Genomic DNA, 17,894 nt, shown 5'->3' with positions numbered 1-17,894 from the left:
ACTACCGTCGCCCCCATGCTCGATCTGGCCGCCGACCTGGTGCCCCTGATGGATGCCGGGATGCCTCTCGCGGCGGTCACGGTCACCGCCGTCGTGCGCAGCGCGCCGCGCGGCGTGGGCGCCACCCTCGTCGTCACGCGCGACGCGCGCGTGATCGGATCGATCTCGGGCGGCTGCGTCGAGAACGATGCCGTGATGCTCGGACTCGACGTGCTGCGCACCGGGTCGGTGCGCCGCGCGCGCTTCGGCTTCACCGACGACGGCATCGTCACCCCCATCGCCGCGGGCCTCGCGTGCGGTGGCGCGGTCGACGTCGTCGCCTACCCGCTCGACGACGGCATCCGCCCGGCGCTCGACGCGGCTCGCGCAGGACGCAGCGCGCGCGTGCGCCTCGAGCTCGACGGAGAACCGCTCGTGCTCGAGCGGCCCGCCGCCCCGCGCCTGATCATCCTCGGCGCCGGGGAGCACGCCGCGGCCCTGTGCCGCCTGGGAGCGGCGGCCGGATTCGCGGTGACGGTGTGCGACGACTGGGCGCTGCTCGCCACCCGCGAGCGCTTCCCCGACGCCGTCGAGGTCGTCGTCGCCGCGCCTCACGACTTCCTCGCCTCCCTCGACGACGCCGACGAGCGCACCGCGGTGTGCGTGCTGACGCACGACGAGCGACTCGACGTGCCCGCCCTGCGGACGGCGCTGCGCATGCCGGTCGGCTTCGTCGGCGCGATGGGGGCGCGGGCGACCGTCGCGCGGCGGGCGCACCTGCTGCGCGGGGTCGGAGTGACGGATGCCGAGCTCGCACGACTGCATTCGCCCCTGGGTCTCGACCTCGGCGGGGCCACCGCCGAGGAGACGGCGCTGTCGGTGATCGCCGAGATCGTGTCGTCCCGCAACGCCGCCGACGCGCGGCCGCTGAGCGAGGGCCTGACCGGGCGCCTGCACCGCGGCGACGCGTCGCAGGCGGATGCCGGATCGTGCGCCGTGAGGAGCGCATGAGCGTCGTCGTCGTCCGCGGCGCGGTCGCCGTCGTCGAGGACTCCGCGCGCGTGCGCACGGGCGACGTCGTGATCGCCGACGGACGCGTCGTGGATTCGGCCGACCTCACCGGGGCGCGGGTCGTCGACGCGAGCGGGTGCGTCGTGACGCCGGGTCTGGTGAACGCCCACCACCACCTGCTGCAGACCGCGTTCCGCACCCTTCCCGGAACCCGGGGCATCCCGATGCGCGACTGGCTGCCGGCGATGGCGGCGGCGTACGCCGACGCGGTCGTCGACCCCGAACTGACTCTCCTCGCCGCGCGCGCCGGTCTCGCCGAGGCCCTGCTGAGCGGGGTGACCACGGTCGCCGACCACCACCTGACGTGGCCGAGCGGCGCGGACACGGTCGGGATCGCGCGGGGCGCGGCGACCGCGGCATCCGACCTCGGCGCACGCGTGGCGTTCGTCCGCGGCGCGGCCCGCGACGACCCGCAGGAGGCCGCGATCTCGGCCGAGGCGATCGTGTCGGCGCTCGTGCCCGACGGCGTCGGGGGCGTTTCGGCCGACGGGATGCTCCAGGTCGCGGTCGGGCCCGCGGGCGTGCACAGCGATCCCCGTGAGACCTTCGCCCTGCTGGGCGAGGTCGCTCGACGCCACGGACTGCGCCGACGCACGCAGGCGAACGAGGTGGTCGACGTCGAGATCGCGCTCGAGCGTTACGGGCGCCGGCCGCTCGACCTGCTCGAGGAGTGGGGGTGGCTGGGGCCCGACGTGACCCTCGCGCACCTGTGCGACGTCACGCCCGACGAGATCGCCCGCCTCGCGGCATCCGGGGTCACCGCCACCCACGCTCCCGGCTGCGACGTGCCCATGGGGTGGGGGGTGGCGCCCGTGCGGCGCCTCCTCGACGCCGGGATCGCGGTGGGGCTCGGGACGAGCGGCGGCGGCAGCAACGACGCGGGGCACCTGCTCGCGGACGCGCGCCTGGCGATGCAGGTGTCGGCGCTGGTGGGGCCCCAGCTGCCGGCATCCGAGGTGTTGACGATGGCCACGGCGGGCTCCGCCGACGGCCTCGGCCGGAGCGATCTGGGGCGCCTCACGCCGGGATCGGCGGGCGACCTCTGCCTGTGGGACGTGTCGGGAGTGGCCGACGCGGGCGTGGCTGATCCGGTCGCGGGCCTGCTGTGGGCCTCGCCCGGGCGGCGTCCGCGCGCGGTTCTCGTCGCCGGTCGCGTCGTGGTCGACGAGGGCGGGCTGGTCACGGCCGACGAGGGCGAGATCGTCGCCCGACTCTTCGAGAGGGTGGCACGATGACGTCCATGGCACCACCGGCGGTCCCCCTCTCGTCCGCGCACTCGACCCCCACCCCGCAGACCCCCACGAGCGACGAGCGTCTCGGCGCGCACCTGCGCGGCCTGCGCAAGGCGCGAGGGCTCACGCTCACCCAGCTGGCCGAGGCGGCCGAGCTGTCGCACCCCTTCCTCAGCCAGCTCGAGCGCGGGCTCGCCCGCCCCAGCATGGCGAGCCTCGAGCGCCTGGCGCGGGCCCTGGGCACGAGTCGGGTCGAGCTGATCGCGGGCTCGGAGCCGCCGCGCGCCGATGCCGACGCGCAGCCGTCGTTCGTCGCCGCCGGCGAGGGCGTGACGGGTCCGTACGCGGAAGGCACCGCCCGCCTGCTCGCGGAGGGCCCTCGACGCTTCGAGCCGCTCGAGTTCACCGGCAGCAACCCGCAGCCGGGCGATCACTACGTGCACGACGAGGACGAGTTCCTCACGGTGCTCGAGGGCTCGATCGTGATCTCGTTCGGCGCGTTCGGAGAGCGCACGCTCCACGTCGGCGACTCCGTCTACTGCCGCTCGGGCACGCCGCATCGCTGGCATTCGCCCGACGGCTCGCCGTACCGCCTGCTGATCGTCAAGGAGGTCGTCCACGGCGACGGCGCCGACGATCCGACCGACGTCTAGGAAGAGGAGAACGCGTGAGCGCAGGGGTGAGCTTCGACGCCGTGGTGCGGGAGCGACGGGATGCCGCCGACGGGGTCGTCGTGCTCGATCTCGAGCGGGCGACCGGAACCCTGCCGCACTGGTCGCCGGGGGCGCACATCGACGTCATCCTCCCCGACGGACTCGAGCGGCAGTATTCCCTCTGCGGGTCGCCGACCGAGCGCGGCACGTGGCGCATCGGGGTGCTGCGCGAGCGCGAGGGTTCGGTGTGGCTGCACGAGAACGCGCGGGTCGGCGCGACGCTGCGGGTGCGGGGCCCTGCGAACCACTTCCTGTTCGCGCCCACGGCGGGTCGCTCCTACGTGTTCGTGGCCGGCGGCATCGGGATCACCCCGATCGTGCCGATGGTCGAGGCGGCCGAGGCCGCCGGTGCGACCTGGACGCTGCTGTACGTCGGACGGTCCCGCTCCACGATGGCCTTCGTCGACGAGCTCGAGGCCCGCTACGGCGAGCGCGTCGAGGTGTTCGCGGCCGACGAGGGGCGCCGCCTCGAGCTGACCGAGCGCCTGGGCACCCCCGTCGCGCGCGCGGTCGTGTACGCCTGCGGGCCCGCGCGCCTGCTGGAGGCGCTGGATGCCACGATGGCGGGCTGGCCGCGCGGGAGTCTGCACGTCGAGCGGTTCGAGGCGAAGGTGCTCGGCCCGCCGGTGTGGAGCGAGCCGTTCGAGGTCGACCTCATGATGTCGGGGCTGACGGTGACGGTCCCGCCCGAGCGGTCGATCCTCGACGTGGTCGAGGAGAACGGCATCGTCGTGCCCTCGAGCTGTCGCGTCGGCACGTGCGGCACGTGCGAGGTCGCCGTCGTCGACGGCGAGATCGAGCATCGCGACTCGGTGCTGTCGCCCGAGGAGCAGGACGCGAACCGCACGATGATGCCGTGCGTCTCGCGCGCGGCGTGCGAGCGGATCACGCTGGAGCTCTAGAAGCTCACCCCGTCGGTCACCCGCTTCGCCATGCGAGTCCCCCCTGTCGCGGGGTCGTGTCAGAGCTCGACGCGGCGGCCCAGCCGCCCGGCCCGCGCGTCCGCCGCGGCCCGGCGGAGGACGCGGAGCTTCCCGGGCCGCCGCGTGGTCACCGCGCAGGCCAGGCACAGCGCCCAGAACAGGGCGGCGTTCGCCGAACGGGCGAGGCTGCGGCGGCGGCCGGTGCGGAGCTCACGATGGATGCGATTGCGGAGCGAGTAGTAGAGCAGCGCATCGTTGGTGGAACGGAACATCGCGAGCACCTCGAACCCCGGTGGCATCCATCGCTGCCCGCGGGGGTCGACGACGATCGCGGAGCGTGAGAGACGGATGCGTCCCCCCGCCGCGACGATCCGGGACGTGTACTCCAGATCGTCGCCATAGAGCACGAGATCGGCGTCGGGAGTGCCGATGCGCGCGATCACGTCGGAGCCGATGAGCAGTCCCCCGTAGGGGGCGTACGGCAGATCCGCGGCGGCATCGGGCACCCGCGGGCGACGCAGACCGAGGCGCTCGAGCGCACGGCGCGCGAAGAGGGCGCCCTCCACGCCGGCGAAGGATCGGTCCTCGCGCGGTTGCTCGCGCGCGTGCTCGACGCGGATCGCGTGCGCGATGTCTTCGGGGGCGAACCCCGGCGCGCGCGTCGGAGCGACCGCGCACAGCGGGGATCCGGCGGCCCGCAAGGCCCGCTCCTCCCGGAGGAGCGTCACAAGGGCATCCCCCACCGGGAGGTTGTCGTCGTCCAGCACCCACACGTAGTCGGCCCCCCTCTCGACGGCGAGGGCGAGGGCGACGCCGAACGCCGGGGCGGAACCCTCGTTGCGATCGAGGCGGTGCACGTGCACGCGCGGCGCGTGCTCCCGCGCATACGCGTCGAGATCTCGGCGCGCGGCTTGCACCGAGCCGTTGTCGACGACGACGATCTCGCTCACGCCCGCGGCCAGCAGCGCGTCGAGGGTGGCAAGACACGACGCGGACCGCGCCCCGTAGGTGACGGTCGCGCCGATGACGCGCGGGGCGGGGGAGGGGAGGGTCACGGGCTCAGCTCTCGAGAGGGGAGGGACGGTAGACGTCGGCCAGGGTGCGCCGGAAGTGCTCGACGGAGAACTCCCGGGCCGCGGCGGGCTGCACGGCACGAGCCTGACCTCTCGCCGCGGCGGGGTCGTCGAGCGCAGCGCAGATCCCGTCGGCGAGCCCTTCGGCATCGTCGGCGACGGCGAAGACCGACAGGGTGTCATCGACGATGCCCTCGACCCCGATGGAGGTCGACACGACCGGAATGCCGCGCACCATGGCATCCACGGTCTTGAACTTCAGCCCGGCGCCCGAGCGCAACGGAACGAGAACCAGGGCCGCGACGGAGTAGTGCTCGTCGAGGGAGTCGACCCGACCGGTGACCGTGAGCGTGCCGGGCGAGCGACCCGCCTCGCGCCGCATCTCGTCGGTGGGGTTCGCGCCCGCGAAGACGAAACGCGCGTCGGGGTACCGTCGCTGCACCCGCGGCACGATCTCGCGGAGGGTCCACAGCGCGGCGTCGGCGTTGACGGACCGGTCGAAGGCGCCGACGAACAGGATCGTCCCGCCCTCGGGGGCCGCGGCGGTCTCCCCCTCGATCGATCCGGCCAACGGCGGCCGCACGACGCGGACGACGGCCGATCCGTGCGCGGCACGCTGCACGAGGGCGGCGTCCTTCGCGCTGAAGACGAGGACCGTGTCGACGGCGGTGTAAATGCGACGTTCATCGCGGCGCACGGTGATCAGGCGCGCTCGCGAGACGAGGGCGCGGGGGCCCCAGGGTGGACCGCTCGCGGCGAGGAAGCGTTCCGCGTTCTGCAGCACGACGTCGTGAGCGATCACGATACGCCGAGCGGATGCCGGCATCCGGGTGGCGAGCCACCCCGTCTCGGTCCACTGGAATTCCACGACGTCGGCGGCGGAGACCGACTCCCGCACCCGCGCCGAACGGGCGAAGGCCCGCCGAACGCGTCGCAGCGGACGGGCGGGGAAGAATCGGAGCTGCTGCCGATCGAACCAGGCCGCGCCACGGCTCAGCCCACGCGCCGGAGGCGTGAGCGGGACCAGGACGACGGCGGATGCCGCGGACGAGACGGCCCGGGCGGCGCGGTTCTCGGCGGAATCGGGGGCGACGAGCGTGACCTCGTGGCCGTCGGCCCGGAGGGCGCGCAGATGACGGAGGTAATACTGCCCCCCGGCGTGGGGGATGCCGTCGTACGGCACAACCGGAGCGATACTGACGATCCGCACGGGCTTCCTTCCCGGCGTCGAGCGGGCGGCGCCGCGTCTCACTTTCGAGATGCCGCTGCCGTCGACGAGCCACCGCTCCGCGCCCCGGGGCGGGTGAAGACGTAATCGGCCGCAGCCCCCGCCCCGGGTGAGAAGGCCGAGCGCCCCGCCGTATCGCCCGCCCTCGAGGCGCTCTCACTCCCTCCGCCGCGGCGTACGGTCTCCGGGAAGGGAGCCGAGGTGAAGATCACGCACGTCCAGAGCAGCTTCGTCGCTCCGCTCGGCGGGGCCGAGTCATACGTGCTGGCGCTGGCGACGGAGCAGTCACGGCGCGGCGACGAGGTCGAGATCGTCACCGCTTGGGCCGACGCCGACACCGTCGAGCGGGCTCGTCGCGCCGGCGTCGCGATCCGGGTGCACCGTGTGTGGCGGCCCTACAGACCCGATCAGCACGGCGCGGGAGTCGCCGCCAAGATCGCCTTCCACGCGCTCGACGTGCTCGAGGCCCTCGGACCGGACCGGATGCCGGACGTGCAGCGGCCAGACGGCGTCGTGCACGTGCACCGCTTCCAGGGCCTCGGCCCCTCGGTGCTGCGGGCCCGACGCGGCGCCGTGGTGCACACCGCGCACGACTACTGCCTGGTCGACACGACCTCCACCTCCATCCGCGAGGGGCGTGAACCCGGGCGCCTGAGCGCCGTGCAGCGACTTCGGGCCCGTGTCATCTGGCGCGCAGCCCGGCGTGCCAGCATCCTCGTGTTCCCGAGCGAGCGCACCCTGGCCCGTCATCGCGCGCTCGGTCTGCCCGCGGGCGGCGTCGACCAGCGCGTCGTGCCGCACGGGTGGCCGGCGCCCGCCGGCTCCGCAGGCCGCCGCGAGAGCGCACGCACCCGCCCGCGCTTCGTCTTCCTCGGCAAGCTCCAGGCCACCAAGGGCATCGAACTCCTCCTGCGCGCATGGGCGCTCGCCGGAGTCGACGCCGATCTCGTGATCGCCGGAGACGGTCCCGAGCGCCCCGCGGTGGAGCGCGCGGCGGCATCGGGACGGATCGCCTACGTCGGATGGGTCGACGCCGCCCGCAAGGCCGACCTCATCGCCTCGGCGACCGCGCTGGTGTTCCCCTCGCTCTGGCCCGAGACGTTCGGGCTCGTGATCGCCGAGAGCCTGCTCATGCACTGCCCCGTCATCGCGACCCCCCAGGCGGCGGGGACGTTCGTCCGCGACGGCGAGAACGGGCTCGTGACCGAGGGGGCCACCGCGGAAGCGTTGGCGGCGAGCCTGCGCCGGCTCGCCGATGATGCGGCCCTGCGCGCTCGCTTGGCTCGGGGTGCCGCTGCGAGCGCGGCCGCGCTCGACTTCGGTCGGCACGTCGACCGGGTGGCGGACGTCTACGCCGACGCCCGCGAAGAATTCTCGCGCGGGCGCAGCCCCCGACCCTGACCACGGCGTCGGGCTCAGCCTGTCCGACAACTTTGTCGAGAGGGTCACGCGGGAGAAATACGGCGGAAACGCACGCTTCCTAGCATCGGATCATCGCCGGATGTTGCTCACACCAACACTGACGCAGCCGCCCCGAGCGGCTCGCCCCGTCGCCGTGGCCCCGTCTCCACTCCTGTCATCCCGACTTCCCGGAGGTCTCCGTGTCCGCCGTTCCACCCGCCTCGATCGCCGCTCTGCGGGGTGTGCGTCTCGCCTCCGGCGATGTCGTCGACATCGCGCTCGACGGCGACGAGGTGCTCGCGGTGGTCCCGGCCGGCAGCCCCCTCCCCGAGACCGACGGCGTCGTCCTCGACCTCGAGGGATACGTCGTCACCGCCGCGGGCGCCGAACCGCACGCGCACCTCGACAAGTCGCAGTCGTGGGATGCCATCCAGCCGCCGTTCGGAGATCTCGAGCGCGCGATCGAGAGCTGGCACGCCTACGCCCTGACCCTCGACGAAGACGACACGCTGCGCCGGGCGCGATCGACGGCGCTGCGGATGCTGGCATCCGGGATCACCTCCGTGCGCACCCACGTCGACCTCCTGCGCGGGGAGGACGCCCTCACGGGCGTCCGCGCCCTCGTGCGACTGCGGGCAGAGCTCGCGGGGATCATGGACCTCGAGCTCGTCGCCCTGGGCGGCCCGACCGTCGCCGACGAGGTCTTCGAGGCCGCGCTCGACGCCGGCGTCGACCTGGTGGGGGGCGCCCCGCACCTCGCCGAGGATCCGATCGCCGACCTCGAGCGTCTCGTCGCCCTCGCCCGGCGCCGCGACGTCGGCCTCGACCTGCACACCGACGAGAGCCTCGCCGGAGCCGACACCCTCGCCGCCTACGCGCGGGCCGTCACCGGCTGGCACCGCACCCGGACCGCCGGCCACTGCGTGCGCCTGAGCATGATGCCGGCGACCGAGCTCACCGCGCTCGCCGACACCGTGCGCGAGGCCGAGATCGGGATCATCGCGCTGCCCATCACCAACCTGTACCTGCAGGGGTGGGATGCCGAGCGCGCCGTACCGCGCGGGATCGCGCCGATCGGCCGTCTCAAGGCCGCCGGCGTGCGCGTCGCCGCGGGAGCCGATAACGTGCGCGACCCGTTCAATCCCGTGGGCCGCTGCGATCACCTCGAGACCGCCTCGCTGCTCGTCAGCGCCGGGCATCTCGCCCCCGAGGACGCGGTCGAAGCCGTCACGGTCGGGGCGCGCGAGGTCATGGGCCTGCCGTTCGCGGGACCCATCCCCGGAGCGCGGGCCGACCTCGTCGCGGTGAGAGCCGAGTCGCTCGGCGAGGCCGTCGCCTTCGCCAGCGCCGACCGCGTCGTCATCCACCGGGGACGTCTGGTCAGCCGCACCCGCGTGTCGACCGAGACCGCCCCGATTTCCTCGTCCGAACCCACCCGCACCGCCGCACCCGCGACGGCGTCGTAACCCGACCCCACCGAAAGAGAGCGCCCCCGTGACCCTGGCCTCCCCCGCCCCGGTGTCCGTCGCGGATCCCACCGCGCCGATCCTGGACTTCCGCAACGTCGCCATGACGTTCCCCAACGGCACCACCGCCCTCTCGGGCGTCGACCTCACCGTCCAGCGCGGCGAATTCGTCAGCGTCGTCGGCCCCTCCGGCTGCGGCAAGTCGACGCTGCTGCGCATCGCCTCGGGTCTCGAATCCGCGAGCGAAGGAACCGCGACGGTGAACACCGATCGCATCGGCTACGTCTTCCAGGATGCGACGCTCCTGCCCTGGCGCGACGTGCAGTCCAACGTCGAGCTCCTCGCCGAGCTCAACTGGCAGCCCAAGCGCGTTCGCACCCCGAAGGCGAAGTGGGCGATCGACCTGGTCGGCCTCAACGGCTTCGAGAAGCACCTGCCCAAGCAGATGTCGGGCGGGATGAAGATGCGCGCCTCGCTCGCCCGCTCCCTCACGCTCGACCCCGAGCTCTTCCTCTTCGACGAGCCATTCGGCGCGCTCGACGAGATCACCCGCGAACGCCTGAACGACGAGCTCATCAAGATCTTCGTCGAGCAGAAGTTCGGGGGGCTCTTCATCACCCACTCGGTCTCGGAGGCCATCTACCTCTCCACGAAGGTCGTGGTGATGTCGGGACGCCCCGGCCACCTCGTCGACACCTTCGAGGTCCCCTTCGACATGCCGCGCGACCCCGAGATCCGCTACACCGCCGAGTTCGCGAAGCTCGTCGGCGAGGTCTCCCACGCCCTCCGGGAAGGACACTCATGAGCACCACCTCCGCTGAGCCCGTCGTCGACACGACGGCGGCACCCCCGGCATCCACCCCTCCCCTCGAGCCGCCCCGCCCGCGCGCGGCCGCACCCCGACGGGGATTCGCCTCGCGCCTCGGCGTCGTCGGCCCCCCGCTCGCCGTGCTCGTCGTGCTGCTCGGCGGCTGGTACGGCGTGTCGATCGCGCTGGCCGCGTCGGGCAAGGGCTTCCTCATGCCGATGCCCCACGAGATGTTCACGATGGGCTTCTTCGACCCGCAGGTCGGCTCCGACATCTGGATCGCCCTGTTCCGCACCACCGGCGTCGCCCTCACCGGCCTCGCGGTGGCCATGATCCTCGGCATCGGCTGGGCGATCGCGATGTCGCTGGCGCGGTGGGTCGAGCGCTCGACCTACGCCTACGCCGTGATGCTGCAGTGCATCCCGATCCTCGCGCTCGTGCCGCTGGTCGGCTTCTGGTTCGGGTATGAGTTCACCGCCCGCGTCATCGTGTGCGTGCTCATCGCCCTGTTCCCGATGGTGTCGAACACGCTGTTCGGCCTGCAGTCGGTCGACAAGTCGCAGCGCGAGCTGTTCCGCCTCCAGAAGGCGAACAAGTGGACGGTGCTGACCAAGCTCACCCTCCCGGCGGCGCTGCCCTCGATCTTCGTCGGCATGCGCACCTCGGCGGGACTGTCGGTCATCGGCGCGATCGTCGGCGACTACTTCTTCCGCCGCGGCGAGCCGGGCATCGGCTCGCTCATCGCCAACTACCAGTCGCGCCTGCAGAGCGCCGAGCTGTTCGCCGCCATCCTCGCGGCGTGCCTGCTCGGTGTCGCGATCTTCGCCTTCTTCGGCTGGCTGTCGAAGGTGGCCGTCGGCCGCTGGTACGAAAGCGCACTCTAGACCCCCGGATGCCGTAGCGCCGCGCCCTCCCTCCCGCGCGCCCGTGCGGGAGGCGGCATCCGGCGTACCCGAAAACCCGCAGCTCCCCCTCCCGCACCCGAGCACCACCGACGTCACAGAAAGCGAACCAGCATGCAGCGCTCCACCCTCCTCCGCGGCACCGCCGTCACCGGCGCCGTCGCGATCGCCCTCACCCTCACCTCCTGCGCCGGAAGCGCGGCGGAGAGCGCCCCGGCCGCCTCCTCCGACATGGAGATCGGCTCGGTCGACCTCTCGGCCGACTGCCCTTCGACGATCGTCGTCCAGACCGACTGGAACCCCGAGGCCGAGCACGGTCACCTCTACGAGATGATCAAGGACGACTACGAGATCGACGCCAACACCAAGTCGGTCACCGGTCCCCTCATGTCGGACGGCGAGTACACCGGCGTCAACCTCGAGATCCGCGCCGGCGGCCCCGCCATCGGCTTCCAGACGGTCTCGGCGCAGATGTACCAGGATGACGCCATCACCCTCGGCTACATCAGCACCGACGAGGCGATCCAGCTCTCCTCCACCACCCCCACCAAGGCCGTCTTCGCGCCCCTGGACATCAGCCCGACCATGGTCATGTGGGACCCGGAGACCTACCCCGACGTCAAGACGATCGACGACGTCAAGGGCGCCCTGTCCGCGAACGGAGGCGTGTGGCGCTACTTCGACGGCTCCGCGTACATCGAGTACCTCAAGAGCGCCGGCCTCGCCGACTCGGCGATCCTCGACGGCTCGTACGACGGCACGCCCTCGAACTTCGTCGCCGCCGGCGGCAAGGACATGCAGCAGGGCTTCGCCTCGGCCGAGCCGTACGTGTACCAGAACGAGGTCTCGGCGTGGGGCAAGCCCGTCGACTTCGCCCTGATCCACGACGCCGGATGGCAGACCTACCAGTCGTCGGTGTCGGTCAAGGCCGACAAGTTCGACGAGCTGTCGCCCTGCCTCTCGAAGCTCGTCCCCGTGCTGCAGAAGGCCGGCGTCGCGTACTACAAGGACCCGTCGGCAGCCAACGACCTCATCCTGAAGCTCGTCGACGAGTACGCCACCGGCTGGACGTACACGCAGGGCGTGGCCGACTACTCCGTCAAGACGCAGGTCGACCTCGGCCTCGTCGGCAACGGCCCCGACTCCACCTACGGCAACTTCGACGACGACCGCTTCGCGGACTTCTTCGACAAGGCCGGCAAGGTCTACACCGACCTCGGCACCCCGCCGGCGTCGGGCTACACCCCGGCCGACCTGTACACGAACGAGTTCATCGACACGAGCATCTCGTTCTGACCCGACGGCCCGGTCCGCCTCGGCGGGCCGGGCCGCCCGGCGGGGCGGCCCGAACCCCGCTGAACCGAGGTCCCTGAGCTTGTCGAAGGGACCGGAACCCACGACACCCCCGGTGGCTTCGACAAGCTCAGCCACCTCCGCCACACCCAGGTCCCTGAGCCTGTCGAAGGGACCGGAACCCACGACACCCCGCGAGACCCAGGTCCCTGAGCCTGTCGAAGGGACCGGAACCCACGACACCCCCGGTGGCTTCGACAAGCTCAGCCACCTCCGCACTGCGACACCCACAGTGGCCTCGACAGGCTCAGCCACCCCCGCGCCCGCGGCATCCTTCCCCCGCCCGTTCCACCCGGAGAAACACCCATGAGCGACACCGCCACCCGCGTCCTCTCCCTCGAGGACGAACTGCTCGACCTGCTCGGCCCGGCCGCCGTCAGCACCGAACCGCGCGTTCGCGAACGTGCCAGCGTCGACGGTTCGCCGATGTCGCCGATCATTGCCGCCAAACTCCCCCTGGGCCTGGCCGACCTCGTCGTCTTCGCCGCCGACGCCGAGCAGATCGCCACGGCCGTGGCGGCGGCATCCCGTCACGGGGTTCCGATCACCGTGCGCGGCAAGGGCACCGGCAACTACGGGCAGGCGATCCCGATGCACGGCGGTCTCGTGATCGACACCACCCGCGCCAAGGCCATCGTCGAGGTGGGCGACGGCTACATCACCGCCGAGGCGGGCACGCCGATGGTGCTGCTCGAGCAGGCCGCCTGGGCCGCGGGCCAGGCGCTGTGGATGTACCCCTCGACCGCGCAGTCGACGATCGGCGGCTTCCTGTCCGGCGGATCGGGCGGGACCGGGTCGATCGCGTACGGCTCCAACGACCGCGGCTTCGTCGCCGCGCTCGACGTCGTGCACGCCGACGGCAGCGCCGAGATCATCCACGTCGAGGGCGACGACGCCCAGAAGTACGTGCACAACTACGGCACCGCCGGCATCATCGTCCGTGCGACCGTCCGCCTCGAACCGCTGCGCGAGTGGCGTGGCCTGTGGGCGAGCTTCCCCGACTTCGCCGGCACCCTCTCCGTGGTGCAGACCATCGGCACCCTCGACCCCTCACCGCGCCTGGTGTCGGGCGACGGGCCCGAGATCTCGGCATCCCTCCCCTCCGACGAGGCGATCCCCGAGGGTCGGTCGAGTCTGCGCGTGATCCTGGATGCCGCCCAGATCGACACTGTCACGGCGATCATCGAGGGCGCCGGCGGCCGGGTCGAAGCCGTGCGCGAGGGGCCGCAGGCCAGCATCCGCCTGTCGATGCTCAGCTACAACCACCCGATCGAGTGGTACCAGAAGAGCCAGCCGCACGAGGTGTTCCACCTCGAGGTGGCGGGCGCTCCCCTCGCCGACGACATCGAGGCCATCGAGAGCGTCTTCCCCGGATCGAAGCTGCACATCGAGTCGACCAAGGCGTTCCCGATCGGGATGCTCGCCGCCCCCTACGTGAGCGAGGACGACGTGTACCGCGGCATCGCCGAGCTCAACGCGATCGGGGTGGGCGTGCACAATCCGCACCAGTGGAACGTCGACTTCAACGTCGAGCAGACGATCGAGACGGCCCGCGTCACCGACCCGAACGGGCTGCTGAACCCCGGCAAGCTCAACCCCGACTACACCGGCGCGCGCAAGGGAGCGATCATCTCATGACCCGACTTCTCGCAGAGCTGAGCGGACCGGCCGCGGCCGAGGCGCTGACCGAGGACTCGATCCTCGTGCTGCCCACCGGCGCGATCGAGCACCACGGACCGCACCTGCCCCTGGCCACGGATGCCATCGTCGCCGAGGCGTCCGCGACCGCCGCCGTCGCGCGCGCCGCCGCGCAGGGGCTGGACGTCTGGCAGCTGCCGACCCTGTCGATCACGAAGTCGGACGAGCACTCGTGGGCCCCGGGGACGCTGTGGCTGACGCCCGAGACGATGCTGCAGACGGTCGTCGACATCGGCCGGTCGATCCTCACCACCCGCGCGCGCACCCTCGTGTTCCTCAACGGCCACGGCGGAAACGTCGCCCTGCTGAACGTCGCGAACCGGGAGCTCCGGCGCCGCTTCGGTCTGCGCACGTTCTTCATGCCCGCCGCGCGCGTGCCCTCGTTCGACGGCACCGACGGGGGACCTGACGAGCACGGCACCGGCATCCACGCCGGGCACGGCGAGACGAGCATGATCATGCACCTGCGCCCCGAGCTGGTCGACGCGACGCAGTTCGAGGCCACCGTTCCGGCGCACATCGGCGATTTCCGGCACATCGGCTTCAACGGCAAGCCCGTGACCTTCGGGTGGCTCTCGAACGACTTCGGGCCGACCGGCGTGCTCGGCGACCCGACGGGCGCGAACGCCGCGCACGGTGCGGAGCTGTTCGAGCAGAGCGTGTCGTTCGTCGTCGAGGCGCTCGAGGAGATCAACCGATTCGACTACACCGCGTGAGTCGCTCGAGGCGCACACGACTCCTGCAGATCCGACGATTCCGCGCCGGATCCGTCCCCGCGGGCCGCTCCTGCAGGAGTCGTGCGGCGGCCGGGTCGGACGGGATGCCGGACGGTGCGGCTCGAGCGGGGATCGCGAGTCACCGCGGGCGTGCACGACTCCTGCAGATCCGACTTCTTCGCGCCGAGAACGGTTCGGAGGGCTCGTCCTGCAGGAGTTGTGCAGCGCGCGGCCACGACCGGATGCCGGATGCCGTGGTCTCGGCGGTGCGCGCGTGAGCGTGGCCACCGAGACCGGCCAGGGCGTCCGCGCATACGGTCAGGTGCTGCGCCTGCCCGGGGCCCGCAGCTTCGTCGCCGCCGGCATCCTCGCCCGCTTCCCCCGGGCGACGCTGTCGCTGGGCATCATCCTGCTCGTGTCGGCGACGACCGGCAGCTTCGCCTCGGCCGGGCTCGTGGTCGCTCCTCTCGTGGGCGGGATGGCGATCGCTGCCCCGCTGTGGTCGTCGCGCATGGACCGGTTCGGCCAGGCCCGTGTGATCCTCGTATCGCTGGGATGCCTCGTGCTCGCGGCATCCGCATTCCTCGCCCTCGTGCTGACCGGCGCGCCGTTCTGGACCTGGCTCGTCGCGGCGTTCGTGACGGGGGCGGCGACCCCGGATCTGACCTCGGCCGTGCGCGCGCGGTGGACGGTGCTCGCCCCGCCCTCGCAGCGCACCGCCGCTCTCGCCCTCGAGACGATCGCCGACCAGATGGTCTTCATCGCCGGGCCGCCCGCCATCACCGCGATCGCCGCGGCGATCGATCCCGCCGTGGCGATGCTCGGCTCGCTCGGGCTCGGGGTCATCGGCGGCGTCTGGCTCGCCGCGCAGCGGGGCACGCAGCCCCCGCCGACCCCGCGGGGCCCCCAGCGCCGCGGTCTGGTCCTCCCGCCCGCGGGCGTCATCCCCATCGCGGTGGCGTGCATCGCCCTGGGCGGGGTGTTCGGGGCGTTCGACGTGAGCCTGGTCGGCTGGGCCGAGCTGAGCGAACGGCCGTGGCTCGCGGGGCCGGCGTTCAGCGCCCTCGCCGTGGCGATCGCGATCGGTTCGGTCATCACGGGGGCGCGGTCGTGGCGGCTCACGCCCGCCGCCCGCTACATCGGCTTCGCGGCGCTGGCCGCGGTGGTCGCCGTGGGGCTCCCCTTCGCCCAGGGGTCGGTTCCGGTGCTGTTCGGGGTGATCCTGCTGCTGGGGCTCGCGGTGTCGCCGGTGATGGTGTCGGGGATCCTGGTCGCATCCGCTCGCGCCCCGCAGGGTCGCGTGACCGAGACCCTCGCCTACCCCACCGCCGCGATGTCGCTCGGCGTGCCGATCGGCGGTGTGATCGCGGGAGCGGCTCTGGATGCCACGGGCCCGGCCGCGGCGCTGGTGACGATCGCGGTGTCGCTGGCGCTGGCTGCGGGGATCGCCGCGGCGGGCGAGTGGGTGCTGCGGATCGCGCGGGGCTGACGGCGGAGCCTCGGAATCGGAGACCCGCCGGCGGGATCGGCCCCCGCGCACACGGGCGGCCAGTGTCGGGGGAACGACGGCCAGGTGTCGGGCGTATACAACGGCGGGCGTCGGCGACGACACACCGCCGCCAGACGGTCGAGCGCGGCGTGTCGGGCAGTGCGCCTGCGGTTGTGCTCGCGTCGGAGCACGCGCCGCGACCCTCGCCGGGCACGACGGCCGTCGCCGCGCCCGCCATCACGTCATGCCGCGCGGCGTACACAACGGCGGACATTGGCGACGACACACCGCCGCCAGACGGTCGAGTGCGGCGTGTCGGCCGCGGTGTCCGCCGTTGTGCTCGCGGGACGGATATCGACGGGGGCGGCCGCGACGAGACGGAGTCCTACAGGATGACGCCGAACTCCTCCGCGAGCGCCGGCAGCTCCTCGTGCAGCACGCGGGAGGCCTCGACAGCGAGCGGGTTGGTCGAGACGCCATTCTCGTTGACGAGCTTGCCGCCGACGTAGACCTGCTGCAGGTTGCGCAGGCCGCACGCGAGCACGTAGCTGCGCACCGGGTTCCACAGCGGACCGATGTCGGGCGTGCGCGGGTCGACCACGACGAAGTCGGCGAGCTTGCCCACCTCGAGGCTGCCGACGCGGTCGTCGACGCCCATGATCTCCGCGCCCCCGAGGGTATGCAGGCGCAGGACCCGCTCGGGCATCATCGACAGCGGGTCGTGGGTACGGGCGCGCTGCATGAACATCCCCATGCGCATGTTCTGCCACGGGTCGGCGACGTCGGTGCAGGCCTGGTCGTCGAGCCCCATGCCGACCTTCATCCCCTGCTCGAGCATCTCGGGAACGTGGGCGATGCCCGACGCGAGACGCCCGTTCGACGCAGGCTGCCACGACATGCTGGCGCCGCCGGCGGCGGCATCCGCGATGATCTCGGGCGTCGTCTGGATGAAGTGGCCGAACATCATGCCGGGGCGCAGGGCTCCGGCGTTCTTGTACAGCTGGAACTTGGTCTGCTGGTGCTCGATCGCCTCGTACGTCTCGAGGAAGTGCGCCTGGTTGGTGACGCCGAAGCGGTCCATGACCGCGACCTCGATCTCCGCGGCATCGGGGCGCGTCGACCACTGCACCTGCCCCATGATCGAGGCGCCGAGGGCGATGTCGGGGTCCATCGCGAGGACGTGGTCGAGGGAGGCCTCGAACCGGGCGAAGATCTCGTCGTCGGTGCCCACGGTGGCATCGAGTGCGATGGAGTCGACGAAGCGGAGCCCCGCATCGTGGCATCCGTCGGCCTGGCGGGTGTGCCACGCGTGGTCGCGCAGGATGCCGCCGCCGTCGGCGCGCTTGCCCTCGACCATGGGCTCCCACGGCAGGAGGGGGTCGGTGAAGTTGTACGCCGTGGTCACGCCGTTGGCGAGGAAGTCGAGCGATCCGTGCAGCGTCGCCCAGTAGATCTGATCGGGCGAGGCGTTGTTGAGGACGCTGAACATCGAGGTGCACCAGCCGTAGAGCGTCTGGTCGACACCGAGGCCGCGCGAGCCGCTCGTGAACAGGTGGCTGTGGCTCGACACGAAGCCGGGGGCGACGAACTTGCCGTCGACGTCGAGGATCTCGTCGGCGGTGATGCCCGGGTCGGGGTCGCCGGCGCCGATCGCGGCGATGCGTCCGCCCCGCACGAGCATGTACCCGCGCTCGATGTAGCCGGGGTCGTCGGTGCCCGCGGGGACCGTGATGAGACGTGCGTTCGTGACCAGGAGCGACATGTTGATGACGGTAACAATGGCGTGTTTCCGCGGTGTTCCGGGCGTGCGGCGAGCGGTTTGCGGGAGGCCGCGTCCCCCTT

General features: G+C 72.3%; 15 protein-coding genes. 12 read left to right on the top strand and 3 right to left on the bottom strand.

Annotated features, from left to right (window positions below; genetic code table 11):
• Window positions 1–15: 15 nt before the first annotated feature.
• From Q0818_RS01480 to Q0818_RS01465, 4 genes are read left to right on the top strand one after another with little or no spacing between them, the layout of a single operon-like run.
• The gene (locus Q0818_RS01480) at window positions 16–990 is read left to right on the top strand and encodes an XdhC family protein (RefSeq protein WP_298870521.1); all 975 of its coding nucleotides are present in this window, start codon (window positions 16–18) and stop codon (window positions 988–990) included.
• Window positions 987–2,285 (top strand): amidohydrolase family protein, encoded by a 1,299-nt coding sequence (locus Q0818_RS01475; protein WP_298870519.1) that lies wholly within the window; start codon window positions 987–989, stop codon window positions 2,283–2,285. The genes Q0818_RS01480 and Q0818_RS01475 overlap by 4 nt, the downstream gene beginning before the upstream one ends.
• Complete coding sequence (locus tag Q0818_RS01470) at window positions 2,282–2,935, top strand: XRE family transcriptional regulator (protein WP_298870517.1); 654 nt, start codon at window positions 2,282–2,284, stop codon at window positions 2,933–2,935. The genes Q0818_RS01475 and Q0818_RS01470 overlap by 4 nt, the downstream gene beginning before the upstream one ends.
• Window positions 2,936–2,949: 14 nt before the next feature.
• Window positions 2,950–3,897, top strand: coding sequence for a PDR/VanB family oxidoreductase (locus Q0818_RS01465; protein ID WP_298870515.1), 948 nt, complete (start codon window positions 2,950–2,952; stop codon window positions 3,895–3,897).
• 59 nt (window positions 3,898–3,956) lie between these two features.
• On the opposite strand, the gene Q0818_RS01460 is transcribed toward Q0818_RS01465, so the two are convergent.
• Together Q0818_RS01460 and Q0818_RS01455 are read right to left on the bottom strand one after the other, a co-directional pair.
• A complete protein-coding gene (locus Q0818_RS01460) occupies window positions 3,957–4,973 on the bottom strand; it encodes a glycosyltransferase (RefSeq protein ID WP_298870513.1) in 1,017 nt (338 codons plus the stop codon).
• Window positions 4,974–4,977: 4 nt separating this feature from the next.
• Entirely contained in the window at window positions 4,978–6,201 is a 1,224-nt protein-coding gene (locus Q0818_RS01455; protein ID WP_298870511.1) for a glycosyltransferase family 4 protein, read from the bottom strand.
• Window positions 6,202–6,420: 219 nt separating this feature from the next.
• Between Q0818_RS01455 and Q0818_RS01450 the strand changes: the two genes are divergently transcribed.
• The 8 genes from Q0818_RS01450 to Q0818_RS01415 all read left to right on the top strand — a co-directional run bounded on the left by Q0818_RS01450 (window position 6,421) and on the right by Q0818_RS01415 (window position 16,052).
• Entirely contained in the window at window positions 6,421–7,620 is a 1,200-nt protein-coding gene (locus Q0818_RS01450) for a glycosyltransferase (RefSeq protein ID WP_298870510.1), read from the top strand.
• A 200-nt stretch (window positions 7,621–7,820) separates the two neighbouring features.
• Window positions 7,821–9,086: an amidohydrolase family protein gene (locus Q0818_RS01445; protein ID WP_298870508.1), complete on the top strand. Its 1,266-nt coding sequence runs from the start codon at window positions 7,821–7,823 to the stop codon at window positions 9,084–9,086.
• Window positions 9,087–9,114: 28 nt separating this feature from the next.
• Window positions 9,115–9,891 carry an ABC transporter ATP-binding protein gene (locus tag Q0818_RS01440; protein WP_298870506.1) on the top strand — a complete coding sequence of 259 codons (777 nt, stop codon included), beginning with the start codon at window positions 9,115–9,117 and terminating at the stop codon, window positions 9,889–9,891.
• The gene (locus tag Q0818_RS01435; RefSeq protein WP_298870505.1) at window positions 9,888–10,778 is read left to right on the top strand and encodes an ABC transporter permease; all 891 of its coding nucleotides are present in this window, start codon (window positions 9,888–9,890) and stop codon (window positions 10,776–10,778) included. Before Q0818_RS01440 ends, Q0818_RS01435 begins: the two co-directional genes overlap by 4 nt.
• A gap of 132 nt (window positions 10,779–10,910) precedes the next feature.
• Complete coding sequence (locus tag Q0818_RS01430; protein WP_298870504.1) at window positions 10,911–12,092, top strand: ABC transporter substrate-binding protein; 1,182 nt, start codon at window positions 10,911–10,913, stop codon at window positions 12,090–12,092.
• A gap of 363 nt (window positions 12,093–12,455) precedes the next feature.
• Complete coding sequence (locus Q0818_RS01425; protein WP_298870503.1) at window positions 12,456–13,787, top strand: FAD-binding oxidoreductase; 1,332 nt, start codon at window positions 12,456–12,458, stop codon at window positions 13,785–13,787.
• Window positions 13,784–14,563, top strand: a complete 780-nt coding sequence (locus Q0818_RS01420) for a creatininase family protein (RefSeq protein WP_298870502.1) — start codon at window positions 13,784–13,786, stop codon at window positions 14,561–14,563. The genes Q0818_RS01425 and Q0818_RS01420 overlap by 4 nt, the downstream gene beginning before the upstream one ends.
• 274 nt (window positions 14,564–14,837) lie before the next feature.
• A complete protein-coding gene (locus tag Q0818_RS01415; RefSeq protein WP_298870501.1) occupies window positions 14,838–16,052 on the top strand; it encodes an MFS transporter in 1,215 nt (404 codons plus the stop codon).
• 385 nt (window positions 16,053–16,437) lie between these two features.
• Here Q0818_RS01415 and Q0818_RS01410 read toward each other — a convergent pair whose 3' ends face one another.
• On the bottom strand, window positions 16,438–17,814 hold the full coding sequence (locus Q0818_RS01410; RefSeq protein ID WP_298870500.1) for an amidohydrolase family protein: 1,377 nt from the start codon (window positions 17,812–17,814) through the stop codon (window positions 16,438–16,440).
• Between the last annotated feature and the right edge of the window lie 80 nt (window positions 17,815–17,894).

Origin of the sequence: uncultured Microbacterium sp., from assembly GCF_947489255.1 — a bacterium.
In the GTDB taxonomy this organism is placed as follows: domain Bacteria; phylum Actinomycetota; class Actinomycetes; order Actinomycetales; family Microbacteriaceae; genus Microbacterium; species Microbacterium phycohabitans.
This window is presented reverse-complemented; position numbering and strand designations above follow the sequence as displayed.